General features: G+C 69.4%; 14 protein-coding genes and 1 riboswitch. Of the genes, 8 read left to right on the top strand and 6 right to left on the bottom strand.

Annotated elements, in window-relative coordinates:
• Positions 1–107: 107 nt before the first annotated feature.
• Both glgX and A5789_RS35670 read right to left on the bottom strand, forming a co-directional pair.
• Positions 108–2,264 carry a glycogen debranching protein GlgX gene (gene glgX / locus A5789_RS16215; protein WP_064904678.1) on the bottom strand — a complete coding sequence of 719 codons (2,157 nt, stop codon included), beginning with the start codon at positions 2,262–2,264 and terminating at the stop codon, positions 108–110.
• Positions 2,265–2,392: 128 nt separating this feature from the next.
• Positions 2,393–3,478 (bottom strand): bifunctional helix-turn-helix transcriptional regulator/GNAT family N-acetyltransferase, encoded by a 1,086-nt coding sequence (locus tag A5789_RS35670; RefSeq protein WP_227463177.1) that lies wholly within the window; start codon positions 3,476–3,478, stop codon positions 2,393–2,395.
• A gap of 120 nt (positions 3,479–3,598) precedes the next feature.
• On the opposite strand from A5789_RS35670, the gene A5789_RS16225 reads away from it, so the two are divergent.
• From A5789_RS16225 to A5789_RS16255, 7 genes are all read left to right on the top strand, one after another.
• Positions 3,599–4,870 (top strand): adenosylmethionine--8-amino-7-oxononanoate transaminase, encoded by a 1,272-nt coding sequence (locus A5789_RS16225; protein ID WP_064904676.1) that lies wholly within the window; start codon positions 3,599–3,601, stop codon positions 4,868–4,870.
• A 148-nt stretch (positions 4,871–5,018) separates the two neighbouring features.
• Complete coding sequence (locus tag A5789_RS16230) at positions 5,019–5,864, top strand: SAM-dependent methyltransferase (protein ID WP_197516621.1); 846 nt, start codon at positions 5,019–5,021, stop codon at positions 5,862–5,864.
• A gap of 74 nt (positions 5,865–5,938) precedes the next feature.
• The gene (locus A5789_RS16235) at positions 5,939–7,291 is read left to right on the top strand and encodes an FAD-dependent monooxygenase (RefSeq protein WP_064904674.1); all 1,353 of its coding nucleotides are present in this window, start codon (positions 5,939–5,941) and stop codon (positions 7,289–7,291) included.
• A 67-nt stretch (positions 7,292–7,358) separates the two neighbouring features.
• Positions 7,359–8,507 carry an 8-amino-7-oxononanoate synthase gene (locus A5789_RS16240; RefSeq protein WP_063012942.1) on the top strand — a complete coding sequence of 383 codons (1,149 nt, stop codon included), beginning with the start codon at positions 7,359–7,361 and terminating at the stop codon, positions 8,505–8,507.
• A 31-nt stretch (positions 8,508–8,538) separates the two neighbouring features.
• Positions 8,539–9,219: a dethiobiotin synthase gene (bioD, locus tag A5789_RS16245; protein WP_030514668.1), complete on the top strand. Its 681-nt coding sequence runs from the start codon at positions 8,539–8,541 to the stop codon at positions 9,217–9,219.
• 58 nt (positions 9,220–9,277) lie between these two features.
• Positions 9,278–9,616 (top strand): MmcQ/YjbR family DNA-binding protein, encoded by a 339-nt coding sequence (locus A5789_RS16250; RefSeq protein ID WP_064904672.1) that lies wholly within the window; start codon positions 9,278–9,280, stop codon positions 9,614–9,616.
• A 73-nt stretch (positions 9,617–9,689) separates the two neighbouring features.
• The gene (locus tag A5789_RS16255) at positions 9,690–10,835 is read left to right on the top strand and encodes an alpha/beta fold hydrolase (protein WP_063012947.1); all 1,146 of its coding nucleotides are present in this window, start codon (positions 9,690–9,692) and stop codon (positions 10,833–10,835) included.
• A gap of 9 nt (positions 10,836–10,844) precedes the next feature.
• Here the strand turns inward: A5789_RS16255 and A5789_RS16260 are convergent, their stop codons facing one another.
• The 4 genes from A5789_RS16260 to A5789_RS16275 all read right to left on the bottom strand — a co-directional run bounded on the left by A5789_RS16260 (position 10,845) and on the right by A5789_RS16275 (position 14,748).
• Complete coding sequence (locus A5789_RS16260) at positions 10,845–11,867, bottom strand: ABC transporter substrate-binding protein (protein WP_064904707.1); 1,023 nt, start codon at positions 11,865–11,867, stop codon at positions 10,845–10,847.
• 220 nt (positions 11,868–12,087) lie between these two features.
• Positions 12,088–12,951, bottom strand: coding sequence for an ABC transporter ATP-binding protein (locus A5789_RS16265; protein ID WP_082940752.1), 864 nt, complete (start codon positions 12,949–12,951; stop codon positions 12,088–12,090).
• Positions 12,948–13,979, bottom strand: coding sequence for an iron ABC transporter permease (locus A5789_RS16270; RefSeq protein WP_064904670.1), 1,032 nt, complete (start codon positions 13,977–13,979; stop codon positions 12,948–12,950). Before A5789_RS16270 ends, A5789_RS16265 begins: the two co-directional genes overlap by 4 nt.
• A gap of 55 nt (positions 13,980–14,034) precedes the next feature.
• Positions 14,035–14,115, bottom strand: a riboswitch (cobalamin riboswitch).
• A gap of 48 nt (positions 14,116–14,163) precedes the next feature.
• Complete coding sequence (locus A5789_RS16275; RefSeq protein WP_030514662.1) at positions 14,164–14,748, bottom strand: TetR/AcrR family transcriptional regulator C-terminal domain-containing protein; 585 nt, start codon at positions 14,746–14,748, stop codon at positions 14,164–14,166.
• A gap of 172 nt (positions 14,749–14,920) precedes the next feature.
• Here A5789_RS16275 and bioB point away from each other — a divergent pair, with 172 nt between their 5' ends.
• Complete coding sequence (bioB, locus tag A5789_RS16280; RefSeq protein WP_064904668.1) at positions 14,921–15,934, top strand: biotin synthase BioB; 1,014 nt, start codon at positions 14,921–14,923, stop codon at positions 15,932–15,934.
• Positions 15,935–16,003: the final 69 nt, after the last annotated feature.

The following is a 16,003-nucleotide window of genomic DNA, read 5'->3' on the forward strand; positions in this document are numbered from 1 at the left end:
GCTGCGCAACGGCAAGAATTCGAAATTCGCGCATTTCTTCGACATCGACTGGAGCCCGGGTAACGGCGCGGGCGGGCCGGTGCGGTGTTCAGGGGAAGGGGTGTCTGTCATCTCGATATCGGTGTGGATTCGGTACGGCGGAGAACGAGCAGGCAGCGAGCGGGTACGGCGACCGTAGCCGCTGCGGGGTAGGTGGCATCTGTGCGCCCGGTGGGTGTCGAGCAGTCCAGCGCCACCGTCCAGTGCGCGCCGAATTCCGGTCCGGGTACGGCGAATTCGAGGGGTGCGTCGTGGGCATTGAAACACAGCAGGAAGGAATCATCGCGCACTCGTTCCCCGCGCGGGCCCGGTTCGGCGATCGCCTCGCCGTTGAGGAACACCGCCAGGGAGCGGGCGAAGCCGGTATTCCAGTCGGCGGTGGTCATCTCCGTGCCGCCGGGGGTGAACCACGCGATATCGCCGGCGCTGGGGAGTTCGTCGGGTGCGGCGTCGGGGAGTTCGCCGGGGCGTCCGTCGAAGAAGCGCCGGCGCCGGAACACCGGATGGGCGTGGCGCAGCGCGAAGGCGGTGCGGGTGAACGTCAGCAGGTCGGCGTATTTCTGCGCGGCGCCCCAATCCATCCAGGACAGTGGCGAATCCTGGCAGTAGGCATTGTTGTTGCCCTGCTGGGTGCGCCCGATCTCGTCGCCGTGCAGCAGCATGGGTGTGCCTTGCGACAGCGCCAGCGTGGCGATCATGTTGCGGCTCTGGCGATCTCGCAGCGCACAGACCTCCGGATCGTCGGTGGGACCCTCGATACCGCAGTTCCAGGACCGGTTGTAGTCTTCGCCGTCGCGATTGTCCTCGCCGTTGGCGTGATTGTGTTTGTCGTTGTAGGACACCAGATCTCGCAGTGTGAACCCGTCGTGGGCGGTCACGAAATTGATGCTCGCGCCGGGGCGGCGGCCGGTGGCCTCGTACAGATCGGAACTGCCCGTGAACCGGGAGGCGAATTCGCCCAGGGTCGCCGGTCGGCCGCGCCAGTAGTCGCGCACGGTATCGCGGTACTTGCCGTTCCACTCGGTCCACAGCCCCGGAAAGTTCCCGACCTGGTAGCCGCCCTCGCCGACATCCCACGGTTCGGCGATCAGTTTGACCTGGCTGACCACCGGGTCCTGCTGCACCAGATCGAAGAAGGTGGAAAGCCGGTCCACATCGTGTAATTCGCGCGCCAGCGTGGCCGCCAGATCGAAGCGGAAGCCGTCGACGTGCATCTCGAGAATCCAGTACCGCAGCGAATCCATGATCAGCTGCAGGGTGTGCGGATGGCGCACATTGAGGCTGTTGCCGGTGCCGGTGTAGTCCATGTAGTGCGCCGGATCGTCCTCGGCCAGACGGTAATACGCCGCGTTGTCGATCCCGCGCAGGCCGATCGTCGGTCCCAGGTGATTCCCCTCGCCGGTGTGGTTGTAGACCACGTCGAGGATCACCTCGATGCCCGCGCTGTGCAGCGCCCGGACCATCGCCTTGAATTCGGTGACCGCGGCCCCGGCCCGCGGGTCGGCGGCGTATTCGTGGTGTGGTGCCAGATAGCCGAAACTGTTGTACCCCCAGTAGTTTCGCAGTCCGCGGTCGAGCAGGATCCGGTCGTGCAGGAACTGGTGGACCGGCATCAGTTCGATCGCGGTGACGCCCAGCGACAGCAGATGGTCGATGATCGCCGGATGCGCGATGCCCGCGTAGGTGCCGCGCAGTCGCTGCGGAATCGCCGGATGCGTCATCGTCATACCCTTGACGTGGGCTTCGTAGATGACGGTTTCGTGATAGGGCCGCCGCGGTGCGCGGTCACCGGCCCAGTCGAAGTACGGGTTCACCACCACGCCGGTCATGGTGTGTCCCAGCGTATCCGCGCCGTAGGTGTGCAGGGTGGCGTCGGCGGCGAATCGGCCCGCGAAGGCCTTGCCGTAGGGATCGAGCAGTAGTTTGCTGCTGTCGCAACGCAGACCGCGGGCGGGATCGTAGGGGCCGTGCACGCGGAACCCGTAGCGCTGCCCGGGGGCGACGGTGGGTAGATAGGCGTGCCAGACGTATCCGTCGACCTCGTCGAGCGGGATGCGGTGCTCACCGCCCGCACGATCGATCAGGCACAGCTCGACCCGCTCGGCAACTTCGGAGAACACCGAGAAGTTGGTGCCGGCGCCGTCGTAGGTCGCGCCCAGCGGATAGGCGGCACCCGGCCAGACGCCGAGAGGCGTCATCTCACCGGATGTATCGGGCCGAACCATATATCGACAGTAACCGTCGCGCCGGAGCCGCCGGTGCGGGTGGGCCGGGTCGAGCCGGGCCGGTAATCCGGTGGCTATCGATGGCCCGGCCGCGGCCGACGGTCCGCGCGGGTTGCGCGGCACCGTGGTTACCGCAGGCTGCGCCGCCAGGTCTGCCCGACCAGGTCGGCGCCGAAACTGTGGTGTGGCCGGGAATCGACGAGCTCGAATCCGGCGCGCTGGTAGATCCGCCGCGCCGCGGTGAGCACATCGTTGGTCCACAGCACCATGTCCCGATATCCGGCCTCGGTCGCGAATCGCAGGCACTGCTCGACCAGTGCGGTGCCGACGCCGAGCCCACGCGCCGACGGTTCCACGAGCAGCAGCCGCAGCCGGGCGGTGGTGTCGTCCTCGCGCACGCAGAACACCGCACCGGCCGCCGCGCCGCCGGTCTCGGCGATCCACGCCCGCTCGCTTTCCGGATCGTGCCCGGCCAGGAAGTCGGCCACGATCTTCGCGACCAGCGCCTCGTAGTCGGTGTCCCAGCCGTATTCGGCGGCGTAGAGCACCGCATTGCGCTGGATGATCCAGCCGTAGTCGCCGGGACGGGGAGATCGGAGACGGACCTCGCTCCCGCCGCTCGCGCCTCGTGAGCCGGCGCGGCCTGCCGCTGGGATGTTCGGGCTGCTCGCCGTTGCCGTGTTCGCGCGGCCCGCCGCTGGTGAATCTGCGCGGCTCGCCGCTGGTGAACTTGCGCGGCTCGCCGCTGGTGAACTTGCGCGGTTCGCCGCGGTGGCCGGGTCGAGCAGTTGTTCGATCGTGCGCATCGCGGTGCGCAGGCGACGCCGGTCCGCGGCGCTGTGCCCGGCCAGCAGCGCGGCGATGTCGTGCGCGGAGCGGCGGTCGAGATCGTCGGCCGCGGCCCGCCCGGCGTCGGTGAGCTGGACGAGTTGCAGGCGAGCGTCGGAGCCGGAGCGGTGCCGGCGCACCAGCCCGGCACTCTCGAAGCGGGCGAGGATCCGGCTCAGATAGCCGGGGTCCAGGCCCAGGTCGGTACGCAGTGTGCGGACGCCCAGCGGTCCGGAGTGCGCGAGTTCGAACAGGATTCGCGCCTCGGTGAGCGAGAAGTCGCTGTCGAGCAGATGTTCCTCGAGGACGCCGATCAACCGGGTGTAGCGGCGGTTGAACGCGCGCACGGCGCCGACGTCGTCGTGATCGAGCGCGGGGATCGTCACGACCCTCCCTTCGCAGTTCTTTGACCGAGTCAAAGATATCGCGCGGCGGCCCCGCGCACACCCGATTCGCCGCGGTGATAACTTGAACGGCGTTCAAGACCATTTCGTGAAGGGATCCGCGTGGCCCTGACAGCCGACCAGATCGCCGCCCTCGACGCCGCGCACGTCTGGCATCCCTACGGCGGCTTCCCGGCGAGCACCGAACCGCTGGTGGTCGCCTCGGCCGCGGGCACCCGCCTGACCCTGGCCGACGGCCGCGAACTGGTCGACGGGATGAGTTCGTGGTGGGCGGCGGTGCACGGCTACCGGCACCCCGTGCTGGATGCCGCGCTGCTCGAGCAGTCGCAGCGGATGAGTCACGTCATGTTCGGCGGGCTCACCCACGAACCGGCCGTGCGGCTGTCCCAACTGCTGGTGGAGCTGACTCCCGACGGTCTGGACAAGGTGTTCCTCTGCGATTCCGGTTCGGTCTCGGTCGAGGTCGCGGCCAAGATGTGCCTGCAGTACTGGCGGGCGCTCGGACAGCCGGAGAAACGGCGGCTGTTCACCTGGCGCGGTGGGTATCACGGCGACACCTTCACCCCGATGAGCGTGTGCGATCCCGAGGGTGGCATGCATTCGCTGTGGACCGATGTGCTGACCGAGCAGATCTTCGCGCCCGTACCGCCGGTCGACTTCGATCCCGGCTACGTCGCGGAGCTCGACCGGATGCTGGCCGCGCATGCGCACGAGACCGCGGCGGTGATCGTCGAACCGGTCGTGCAGGGCGCGGGCGGAATGCGTTTCCATCATCCGCGCTACCTGAACGAGCTGCGCCGCCTGTGCGACGAGCACGGCGTGCTGCTGGTCTTCGACGAGATCGCCACCGGATTCGGCCGCACCGGAACGTTTTTCGCCGCCGAGGCCGCCGGGGTGGCGCCCGATGTGATGTGCGTGGGCAAGGCCCTCACCGGCGGATATATGACCCTGGCCGCCGCCTTGTGCACCACCCGCATCGCCGAGACCGTCAGCGCGGCCCACGGCGGGCTCATGCACGGGCCCACGTTCATGGGCAATCCGCTGGCCTGCGCGGTCGCGGTCGCCTCGGTGGAACTGCTGCTCTCGCGGGATTGGGCGGGCGAGGTCGCCGCGATCGAAGCGGGTCTGAAAACGGGACTTGCTGCGGCACAGGATAATCCGCGCGTGGTGGACGTGCGCGTGCTCGGCGCGATCGGGGTGGTGGAGCTCGACCACGCGATCGATATGGTCGCCGCGACCCGCGCCGCCGTCGAGGCCGGCGTGTGGCTGCGGCCGTTCCGCAATCTGGTCTACACCATGCCGCCGTTCATCAGCAGTGCCGACGATATCGCCCGCATCGCCGCCGGTGTGGTCGCCACCGCCGCGGCCGGTTGAGCCGAATTCCATTCCGGCGCGCGGTTCGTCGTATATCGGAAATTTATTTTCGTGTGATATGGTGACAGCGGGCACGAAAATTCCTGTCTATCATCGGCATTCGCGCGGTGATATCCACCGGCTCCTTCGGACGGTGAAAGGGAATTCGATGATCGGCACCGAACCCAGTCGCACGGCGATGATGGCGGCCGCGGCCCGTGCGGCCCACCTGCTGATCGACAGCGAGCCCTATCTGTTCCGCGACACCATGGCATCCGCCCTGCTCGGCCCGCATGCGGAGGAGCTCATCGGCTACCACCTGCAGCACGGCGACCATCCGCTGCTCGCCGCGGTCCGGGCGCAGGCGACGGTGCGCAGCCACTGGGTCGAACAGCGCCTCGCAGAATCGGCTGCGGCGCAATATGTCGTTCTCGGGGCGGGACTCGACAGTTTCGGATATCGCGATGCGGCCGAAGGGATCCGGGTATTCGAGGTCGATCATCCCGGCACCCAGCGGTGGAAAAGGGAAATTCTCGCCATCGGCGATATCCGCCCGGTCGGGGAGGTGGTTTTCGTACCCGTCGATTTCGAACGCGACGATCTGCCGCGGCATTTGGCCGATGCCGGATTCGAGCCCGCACGTCCCGCGCTCATCAGCTGGCTCGGCGTCAGCATGTATCTCACCGCCGAGGCGATCGGCACCACGCTGGCCGGCCTCTCCGGTCTGGCCCCGGGCACGGAACTGGTGATGGAGTACATGCTCGATCCGGCACTGCGCGACGGCAACGGACACGCCTACGCCGAATCCGTCCAGCCCGTCACCAGTGCCCAGGGCGAACCGTGGCTGAGCACCTTCACTCCGGAAACCCTCGACGACGTCCTGCATCGGTACGGATTCACCACCGTCGAGCACATCAGTCACCGCGCGGCGGTACCGGCAGGCTGGTGGAGGCGCGCCGATGCGCTGCAACCGGTGGATCTGTGCCGGCTGGCATATGCGCGCGTCGGCGGGTGACCCCGCCGTGGCCTGCGGCGGTAGGCGCGGTGTGTTTGGCTGGACTCCGACGCCTAGGAGCCGAGGAGTGGGGAATGCGGGCACTGCGAGTGATCGTCGTCGGCGGGGGAATCGGCGGAATGGCCGCCGCGATCGCGCTGCATCGGGGCGGGCACGACGTCGAGGTCTGGGAGCGGGCCGCCGATATCGGCGAGGCGGGGTCGGGATTGACACTGTGGCCCAACGGATTACGTGCCCTGGACGCGATCGGAGTGGGCGCGCGGGTGCGCTCGCGCGCGATGGCCGACACCGGGGGCGGAATCCGTGACCGCTCCGGCCGCTGGCTGACCCGCACCGACACCGGGAAAGTGGCCGAGCGGTACGGCTCGGTGGTGGCCGTGCATCGCGCGGACCTGTTCGATATCCTGCGCACCGCACTCGGCGACGACCGGCTGCGCCTGGGACGCACCGTCACCGGCGTCGACACCGAAGGTAGTTGGGAGACAACGGCATCGGGAAACGGCGGCCCGGCGCCGGCAACGGGTGTGCCCGGGCACAACGCCGCGGAAGACGAGACTCCGGAGGCGCGTGACACCACCGGAGATGTCCGGGCGTCCGATGGTGGACAGGGGCCGAATACCGCCGCGAACGCGCGGGAGCCGGTGCGGGATGTGCCCGCGGAGCGCGCGGCGAGCGAACATGGCGGGCGGGGAGCGCGGGTTCTGTATGCCGGGGGAGCGGAGACGGCGGATCTGGTGATCGGGGCCGACGGCCTGCGCAGTGTCGTGCGGGCCGCGGTCTGTCCGCACGCCCACCCGCCCCGCTATGCCGGATACACCGCCTGGCGGATGGTCACCGCGCCGCGGCCCGAACTTCGCCAGGGCGGCCAGATATGGGGTAGCGGTGAGATTTTCGGCATCGTCCCGCTGTCCGACCATCGGGTGTACATGTTCGGCGCGGTGAACGCCGCCGAAGGTGAGCGCGGGGCAGACGGCGAATTCGCGGAAGTGCACAGGCGTTTCGGTGAGTGGCCGGATCCGGTGCCGCGGCTGCTGGCGGCGGTGTCGCCGGAATCGGTGATGCGTCACGACATCTACGAGCTTCCCGATCTGCCGACATTCGTGCGCGGTCCCGTCGCGCTGCTCGGCGACGCCGCGCACGCGATGACGCCGAATATGGGACAGGGCGCCAATCTCGCGCTCGAGGATGCCGCCACCCTGGCCGCGCTGCTCGACGATCGCGGGGTCGAGGACGCACTGCGCGGCTACGACTCGCTGCGCCGCCCGCGTACCCGCGCGCTCGCTCATCGCTCGCGGCGGATCGGGACGGTCGCGCAATGGTCGTGGCCGCCCGCCGTCCGGGCTCGCGACACCGCGCTGCGGCTGATGCCCGGCTGGGCCATGCTGCGTGCCTTCGATCGGGCCCTCGACTGGAACCCGCCGCGGTGACCTGTACAGGTTCGATCGAGGCCCCGCCGCAATCGTCCTGAACGGCGTTCAAGTATGCTTCCGAGCTGTGAACGAGGATCCGTTGAGCTGGTTGGACGAGCGTGCGGGTGACCGGGTGCGCGCCGGATTGCGGCGGCAGCTGCGGGCGCGACCGGCGCACAGCGATCTCATCGACCTCGCCTCCAACGACTACCTGGGCCTGTCGCGGCACCCCGAGGTGATCGCGGGCGCGGTCGAGGCGGTCCGGACCTGGGGCGCCGGTGCGACCGGATCGCGGCTGGTCACCGGCACCACGGTCGCGCACGAGGAATTCGAGGCCGACCTGGCCGACTTCGTGGGGGCGCAGGCGGGCCTGGTCTTCGCCTCCGGCTATGCCGCCAACCTCGGCATCGTCACCGCCTTGGCCGGGCGCGGCGCGCTGGTGGTCTCCGATGCCGGTAGCCACGCCTCGCTGGTCGATGCCTGCCGACTCTCGCGGGCGCGGGTGGAGATCGCGCCGCATCGCGATGTCGAGGCGGTCGACCGGTTGCTGTCGCAGCGCACGGAGGACCGCGCGCTGGTGCTCACCGACTCGGTGTTCAGCGCCGACGGCGACCTCGCGCCGCTGGCCGATCTGCATCGGGTGGTCCGCGCGAACGGTGCGGTGCTGATCGTCGACGAGGCGCACGGCATCGGCGTGCGCGGCGACGGTGGTCGCGGCCTGGTGCAGGAACTCGGCCTGGCCGGGCAACCGGATCTGATCGTCACAGCCACCTTGTCGAAAGCCCTTGCCGCGCAGGGCGGAATCGTGTTGTGCGACGAGCGGGTACGCGCCCACCTCATCGATACCGCGCGCACGTTCATCTTCGACACCGGATTGGCGCCCGCCGCGGTGGGCGCCGCACATGCGGCCCTGCGGCTGCTGCGCAAGGAACCGGAGCTGGGCGGGCGAGTGCTCACCCGGGCCGCCGATATCGCGCGCATCGCCGGTGTGCCGCAACCGGATTCGGCGGTCGTCTCGGTGGTGCTGGGACAGGCGCAGGTCGCCTACGACGCCGCGCAGCAGTGCCGGGAGCGCGGTCTGAGCGTGGGCTGCTTCCGGCCGCCGTCGGTGCCGGAAGGCACCTCGCGGCTGCGGCTGACCGCGCGTGCCGACCTCACCGATGCCGAGATGGAGACCATCGCCACGGTGCTGGACGAGGTGCTGACCGCGGCGCGGGATCCGCAGGCCGCCTGAGTGATGCGAGGAACGACAGGAGCGAGACGCTATGAGCAGGTTGATCGTCACGGGAACCTCGACCGACGTCGGGAAGACCGTCGTCACGGCCGCGCTGGCCGCGGCGGCGCGGTCGGCCGGGCGCACGGTCGCGGTCTGCAAACCCGCACAGACCGGCGTGGCTCCGGACGAACCGGGCGACCTCGCGGTGATCGAGCGGCTGTCGGGCGTGACCCGCACGCTCGAACTGGCCCGCTATCCCGAACCGCTGGCCCCCGACACGGCCGCCCGCCGCTGCGGGCAACCGTTGCTCACTCTCGGTGAGACGGTGGCCGGAATCGACTCGCTGGCCGATGCCGACCTCACGCTGATCGAGGGCGCGGGCGGACTGCTGGTTCGCGTCGGGGAGTTCACGCTGCTCGAACTGGCGCAGAAACTGGACGCACCGGTACTGGTGGTGGCGGCCGCGGGCTTGGGGACCCTCAACCACAGCGAACTCACCACCCGAGCCCTCGCCGCCGCCGGTGTGCGCTGCGCGGGACTGGTCATCGGATCCTGGCCGAGCGCACCGGATCTCGCCTCCGAATGCAACCGCACCGACCTGCCCGAGGTCACCGGTGTCGAGGTCGTCGGGGTGATTCCCGAGGGCGCCGGACAGTGGCTGCCCGAGCGATTCGCCGATACCGCCTCCGGCTGGTTCCATGCGGACTGGATGCGGCGATACCTCGGCTGAGCCGGCCGAGGCGGCGACGCCCCGGTTCGTGTCGGTGGGGCCTGGCAGGATGCGGGGTATGAGCGCAACCGGGGAGGATGCCCGCGACTATGCCCTGTCGCTGCCGGAGACGTCGGAGCAATTCGCTTGGGGGATGCCGACTTTCCGGGTCGCGGGCAAGCTGTTTCTGACGCTGCCCGAGGCAGAGACCTCGATGGCGGTGCGCTGCCCGATCGTCGATCGCGACGAACTGGTCGTGGCCGAGCCCGGGAAATTTTGGATCGCCGCGCACGAGGCCGGTAACGCGTGGGTGCGCGCCCGGCTGGCCGCCCTGGACGACCGGGCCGAACTCGAGGCGATCATCCTCGATTCGTGGCGCCAGGCCGCACCTCGCCACCTCCTCGACGACCAGCGGTAATCGATATCGGGTATCACCGCGGCGCGGCGCGGAGGGGATGCGCCGGTCGCGAACGCCCTTACAGTGGGTGGGGATGTCCATGCGAGATCGGCACCCTTCCACGGTCGCGGATTACGACGATGCGCGACGGCGGGCCCGGCTGGCCGAAACCCGTGTGGGGCACCGCTGGCGGACGCTGGGGCGGACGCGGCGCGTGCTGCTGCGGGCGGCACTGGTCCCGATCGTCGTTCTGGTCGTGTTCGCGCAGTACTGGCATTACGACGTTTCCCCCGAGCAGGCACGGCTGGCGCGCACCGATCCCGCGGTGCTGCCCATCTCCGGCCCGGCCGCGGCGAGCGACCGCGACACCGCGGTGTTCGACCTCGTCGGCCTGGGTTCGCTCGATGCCTCCGATACCGCGCGCGCGTTGCCCTCACTGCGGCAACTGGGTTCGGTGTGGGCGGTGCGATACGACAACACCGGTATCGACACCAAGGTCATCAGCGATCTGATCATCCGCGTCACCGAGGCCGCCCGCATCCACAAGGTGGTGCTGGTCGGCCACAGCATGGGCGGGGTGATCGCCCTCGAGATCGCCAAACACATCCACACCCACAGCACGCGCACCCTGTCGGGGGTGATCCTGGACTGCACGCCGGTCGACCTGGCCGCGGTGCGGCCGGAAAGCCGCGACCAGGGCGAGGATCTGCTGCGCTGGTTCGGCTGGTTCCCGGGCACGCGGGAGAGCCGGGGGCTGCGACTGCTGGCGGAAACCTATTCCCGGCATGACCAATTCGTCGACTACGGTTCCAGTCCGCCCGGCATCCGGACCGCGTCGCTGCGCCGTACCGTCACCGATGTGCTGCGGCAGAAGATCTTCAACACCGACGCCGCCAGCAACGGCCTCATCGAAGATCAGTTCAAGGCCATCGTCGCCAGCGGCGCGATCGACGACCTGCGCGCGCTGGCGAAACCGGCGGCCGGCAAACCCCGCCCGGCCGTCGTGTTCATCCGACCGCACAATCCGTACCGGGATTCCGTCGTGGACGACGTATACACCCATCGCGCACTGATCGACACCGTCGGCGGTGTCGACGGCACACTCCTGGTGGTGCTGACCCGCAGCACGGGCCACGCCGATCCGCGCCAGCATCCCCGCGAATACAACACGGTGATCGCGCAGCAGGTCGTGCCGTTCATCGGGCTGGTTCACTCCGAGCAGTCCATGGGCATGCCGTGAACCGGCGGTTCAGCGCACGGCGTCGTCGAAGGCCGGGCGAATTCCCGAGGGCGGCACCATGTTCCACCGCTCGAGGTGGGCCCGCACCTGCTCGGCGGCATCGATGTTGAGTGGGCTCGACGTCCACAGCACATAGGGCAGATCGAGAAACCGCTGGTGCGTGACGGCGCGCAGCCGGTTGATTCCGGGTTTGGCGCGCAGCGCTTCCACCTTCTGGGCGAAGTTCTGCCCCGGATAGTCGACGAAGACGATGGCGTCCGGGTCGGCGGCGGCCAGGCGTTCCCACGACACCGTAGTCCACGTGTCGGCCACATCGTCGAGTGCGTTGCGGGCACCCGCGGCCTCGAGTACGGCCTGGGGTCCGCCGAATCTGCCGCTGGAGAAGATGGTGTCGCTCGCGCTGTCGAAGACGAACACGGTCGGGGGTGTCGCGGCCCGCGGTGCCGCGCGCAATCGCTCGAGGCGGGTATCGATGTCGGCGACGAGTGCGGTGGCCCGATCGGGACGGCCGGTGATCGCACCCAGATTCGACAGATCCGCGCGCAGCGCCGCCCACGGCTCGACGGTGCCGCGCTGCCGCTGACCGGCGTGCGGGCGGCAACTCTCGGTGAGGATGTAGGGCGCGATGCCGTGGGCGCGCAGCGTATCCGGGGTGAGGTCGGTGGCCTCGCTGTAGCCGTAGTTCCAGCCGGCCACCATCACATCGGGGCGGTGGGCGAGCACCGTCTCCCGCGACGGCGAGGTCGGCGCGACATTGTTCAGGCGATCGACCACGTCACCGTAGTGGCGCCGCAGGGTCGCGACGCCCTGTTGCAGACCGGCCACGGCGGCCACCGAATCCTGTGCGCCCAAGGCCAGCGTCATCGCGACCATATTGGTGTCGTTGACGAACATGCGCTGTGCCGGAGCCGGAAAGCGTGCCTGTTCACCGCAATTGGTCAGGGTCAGGTTGCCGTCCGAAGGCTGCGCGGGGCCGCACGCCACCAAGCACGCGACGGTCGACCCGACGGCGAGCCAACGCAGAAGTTGCATATCGTCCACCTTCAACGGTTTTCGGGACTACAGCTGCCGGGTTCGCGGCGCCGGCGAGGTTCGTGCACGGTGGACGGCCGGCATATGCGCCGCCGTTTCCGGGCAGCGGTGAGCCGGGTGGTGCCGGAATCACGATGACCGACGTCCGCGAGCGGCGGGTGGGCCCCGGGCGGCGTCGGGCGGTGCGGTCGGCTCGGGTCACCGCAGCAGTGCCGGTACCTCATCCCGCAGCCTCGGAATTCGGTTCCAGCAGTAGATGTGTCGCACCCGTCTCCGGATGTCGCACGCGCGCCGCCCGCACACCGAAGACGGCGGCGAGGACCTCGGAACTCAACGCCTCCCGGGGCGGACGCGGATCCGATGCGGATCCGTCGTGCACGACCAGAACCCGATCGCAGTAACGGTCGGCCAAGGTCAGATCGTGCAGGGCGACCACGACCGTGCGGCCCAGTCCCCGAACCAGATTCAGCAGCGCGAGCCGGTGGGTGATGTCCAGGTGATTGGTCGGCTCGTCGAGCAACAGCAGCGGACTCGCCTGCGCCAGCGCCCGGGCCACCAGCACCCGCTGCCGCTCACCGCCGGACATCCGCCGCACCGGGCGCTCTGCGAAGCCGTCGAGATCGACCGCCGCCAAGGCCTCGCCGACCGCGCGGCGTTCGGCCGGACTACCGGCGCCCCACGACGGCAGATACGGCGTGCGCCCCAAGGCGACCACCTCACCGGCGCACAGATCCGCCGGCGGCTGGTCGTCCTGTCCGACCATGGCGACCAGGCGAGCGCGCCGTCGCGGTGACATCGCGTGCAGCGCTTCGCCGTTCACCAGGACCCGGCCCTGCCGTGGGCGCAGCAGTCCGCCCAGCGTGCGCAGCAGCGTGGATTTCCCGGCGCCGTTCGGCCCGACGATGCCGACCACTTCACCGGGCTCGACGCCGAAATCGACGCCTGTCAGCACGTCCCGGTGGCGGGGCCCGCATGCCAGCTGCCGGATCCGGAGAACAGCGGGCGCGGACTCCGCCGCCTTCGCAGTGGGCAGCCGCACACCGGCCACAGGTTCGGGCTCGCGGGTCCGGAGACGGCGGATCATGCCGGACCGAACCGGTAGTGCCGCCGACCCATCAGCAGCAGGAACACCGGTGCGCCGATCAGCCCGGTGAGCACACCGACCGGAATTTCGGTGGGCCGCACCAGGATCCGGGCCGCCGCGTCGGCCACGACCAGGAACAGCGCACCGCACAGCGCGGCGACCGGCAGTAATCGCCGATGGGTGGAGCCCACCAGCATCCGCGCCACATGCGGTACCACCAAACCCACGAAACCGATCCCGCCGGACACCGCCACCAGGACGCCGACCAGAATCGCCAGCCCGGTGAACAGCCCGTAGCGCACGGCCCGCACCGGCACTCCCACCGATGCGGCGGTATCGGCGCCCACGCTCAGCGCGTCGAGCCAGCCGTGCACGGCGAACAGCGCCGCGCCCGCGCCCGCGACCACGGTGGCGGGCATCGCGATTCGGGTCCAATCCGCCCCGGCCAGGCTGCCGAGCAGCCAGAACAGCACCGACTGCGCGGCCTTCGGATCGGCGCTGCGGAAGATGAGATAGCTGCTCAGTGCCGAAAACGCCGATCCCAGCACCGTTCCGGTCAAGACGAGACGCAGCGGCGTCAATCCGCCCTGCGCCATCGCGATCGCGAAAACCGTTGCCGCCGCGACCAAGGCGCCGACGAGCGCGCCGCCCGACAGCGCCCAGATGCCCGCACCCGCGAACAGGCCCGACGTGATCACGGCCGCGGCGCCCACCCCCGCGCCCGAGGACACACCCAGCAGATAGGGATCGGCCAGCGGATTGCGCACCAAGGTCTGCATGGCGGCACCGGCGAGCGCCAGTCCCGCGCCGACCACGGCGGCCAGTATCGTGCGCGGCACCCGCAACTGCCACACGATGGTGTCGAAGGCGGGATCGACCGCACCGCCGCCGTTCAGATGTCCGCCCAGCACTTCGATCACTGCTCGAATCGGCAGCGGTTCGGCGCCGCACGCGGTCGCCACGACCATAGCGACGAGCAGCGACGCCAGCGTCAGGGGAACGACGATCGTTGTCCGGACGCGGTTCATCGCCGGAACTCCACAGGCATCACGCGACCTTTTCAGAGCAGTGCCCGGCGACCGAGGTCTGACTCCCGCACCGGTCCGCATCAGCGGCCGCCGCGGTCACAGTGGCGCGACCGTCCCGGATTCCCACCGGATTCCCGCGCCGCCGGGGATGACGGTCCCGAATACTACCGTCCGAAATGTCCGGCTAGCGCACCCGGCTCCCGAGCAGATGCAGTACCCCGCCCACGAACAACTGCAGTCCGAAGTCGAACCGCTCGGTGGCCGAGGTGTTCTCGTAGAGCGGGGAATCCTCCTCCGCCAGTGCGCCCGCGGAGTCCATCTGCATCCGCGACTGCTCGTCCACCGTCTCGCCGAGTACGTAGTAGAGCAACGTGTAGGCGGCCAGATCGGCCTCCTCGCGCGTCATGCCGCCGCGAATCATCGCACTGGCCAAGCGTTCCCGGCCCTTGCTGGTGGTCAGCCGGGAAGCGTAGGTGGCCGAGACCACCTCCGCGCCGTCGCGATACGCCAGCAGGCACGAACGCAGCCGATGCGCCAGTTCGCTGATCTGGCCCGGCCAGTCCTCGGCGGCGACGGGCTCGTCCATCGGGGTGAGGATGCGGTCGGCGACCGCGCCGAGCAGCGCCTGTTTGTTCGGGAAATGCCAGTACAGCGCGCCCGGCTGCACGTGCAGAGCGGTAGCGAGGCGGCGCATGGTCAGATCGGCGAGCCCGTACTGATCGAGGATGGCGATGGCGCCGTCGATCACATCCGCCCGATGTAGCTGCACTTCTACCCCTCGTATGTTTTGACTCACTGACCCCGCTACCCTAGCCTGAACACCGTTCAAGTTGCACGGCATGGACGCGCAGGCCCGGAGGCGGCAGCCTGCGTAACCACGGAGGGCCCAGTCCATGCCACTACGGGCACGGCCGCACCGGCCGAAAGAAGGGATTCGTGCTGTGACGCAGGCACCCGTGAAGACCGACATTCTGGCCACCGCGCGTGAGCAGGTTCTCGAACGTGGCGTCGGGCTGACTCAGGAGCAGACCCTCGAGGTGCTGCGCCTGGGCGACGACCAGCTCGAGGCGCTGCTGGAGCTCGCGCACGAGGTGCGGATGAAGTGGTGCGGCCCCGAGGTCGAGGTCGAGGGCATCATCTCGCTCAAGACCGGCGGCTGCCCCGAGGACTGCCACTTCTGCTCGCAGTCGGGTCTGTTCCAGTCGCCGGTGCGCGCCGCCTGGCTCGACATCCCGAGCCTGGTCGAGGCCGCGAAGCAGACCGCCAAGACCGGCGCGACCGAATTCTGCATCGTCGCCGCCGTGCGCGGTCCGGACGAGCGCCTGATGGCGCAGGTCGCCGCCGGCGTCGAGGCCATTCGCAACGAGGTCGACATCCAGGTCGCCTGCTCGCTGGGCATGCTCAACCAGGAACAGGTCGATCAGCTCGCCGCCATGGGCGTGCACCGCTACAACCACAACCTCGAGACCTCCCGCTCGCACTTCCCGAACGTGGTCACCACCCACACCTGGGAGGAGCGCTGGGACACCCTGCGCATGGTGCGTGAGGCCGGTATGGAGGTGTGCTGCGGCGGCATCCTCGGTATGGGCGAAACCCTGGAGCAGCGGGCCGAATTCGCCGCCGATCTGGCCGAATTGGAGCCCGACGAGGTTCCGTTGAACTTCCTCAACCCGCGCCCGGGCACCCCCTTCGGTGACCTCGAGGTGCTGCCCGCGGCCGACGCGCTGCGCGCCGTCGCCGCGTTCCGGCTCGCGCTGCCGCGCACCATCCTGCGCTTCGCCGGCGGCCGCGAGATCACCCTGGGCGACCTCGGCGCCAAGCAGGGCATCCTGGGCGGGATCAACGCCGTCATCGTCGGCAACTACCTGACCACCCTCGGTCGTCCCGCCGAGGCGGATCTGGACCTGCTCACCGATCTGAAGATGCCGATCAAGGCGCTCAACGAGACCCTCTGAGCGTCCGCGGCCGCGGCGGTTCGGGTATTGTCGAGCAGCTGGAGAGCTGCACTTCATAAGGGGTTTCGC

Source organism: Nocardia sp. 852002-51101_SCH5132738 (genome assembly GCF_001665695.1).
Lineage (GTDB): Bacteria > Actinomycetota > Actinomycetes > Mycobacteriales > Mycobacteriaceae > Nocardia > Nocardia nova.

What these genes read in the sequence shown, in the direction of transcription:
- glgX (WP_064904678.1), bottom strand. Translation starts at nt 2,264, where the DNA reads ATGGTTCGGCCCGATACATCCGGTGAGATGACGCCTCTCGGCGTCTGG.
- A5789_RS16230 (WP_197516621.1), top strand. Translation starts at nt 5,019, where the DNA reads ATGATCGGCACCGAACCCAGTCGCACGGCGATGATGGCGGCCGCGGCC.
- A5789_RS16235 (WP_064904674.1), top strand. Translation starts at nt 5,939, where the DNA reads ATGCGGGCACTGCGAGTGATCGTCGTCGGCGGGGGAATCGGCGGAATG.
- bioD (WP_030514668.1), top strand. Translation starts at nt 8,539, where the DNA reads ATGAGCAGGTTGATCGTCACGGGAACCTCGACCGACGTCGGGAAGACC.
- A5789_RS16250 (WP_064904672.1), top strand. Translation starts at nt 9,278, where the DNA reads ATGAGCGCAACCGGGGAGGATGCCCGCGACTATGCCCTGTCGCTGCCG.
- A5789_RS16255 (WP_063012947.1), top strand. Translation starts at nt 9,690, where the DNA reads ATGTCCATGCGAGATCGGCACCCTTCCACGGTCGCGGATTACGACGAT.
- A5789_RS16260 (WP_064904707.1), bottom strand. Translation starts at nt 11,867, where the DNA reads ATGCAACTTCTGCGTTGGCTCGCCGTCGGGTCGACCGTCGCGTGCTTG.
- A5789_RS16265 (WP_082940752.1), bottom strand. Translation starts at nt 12,951, where the DNA reads ATGATCCGCCGTCTCCGGACCCGCGAGCCCGAACCTGTGGCCGGTGTG.
- A5789_RS16270 (WP_064904670.1), bottom strand. Translation starts at nt 13,979, where the DNA reads ATGAACCGCGTCCGGACAACGATCGTCGTTCCCCTGACGCTGGCGTCG.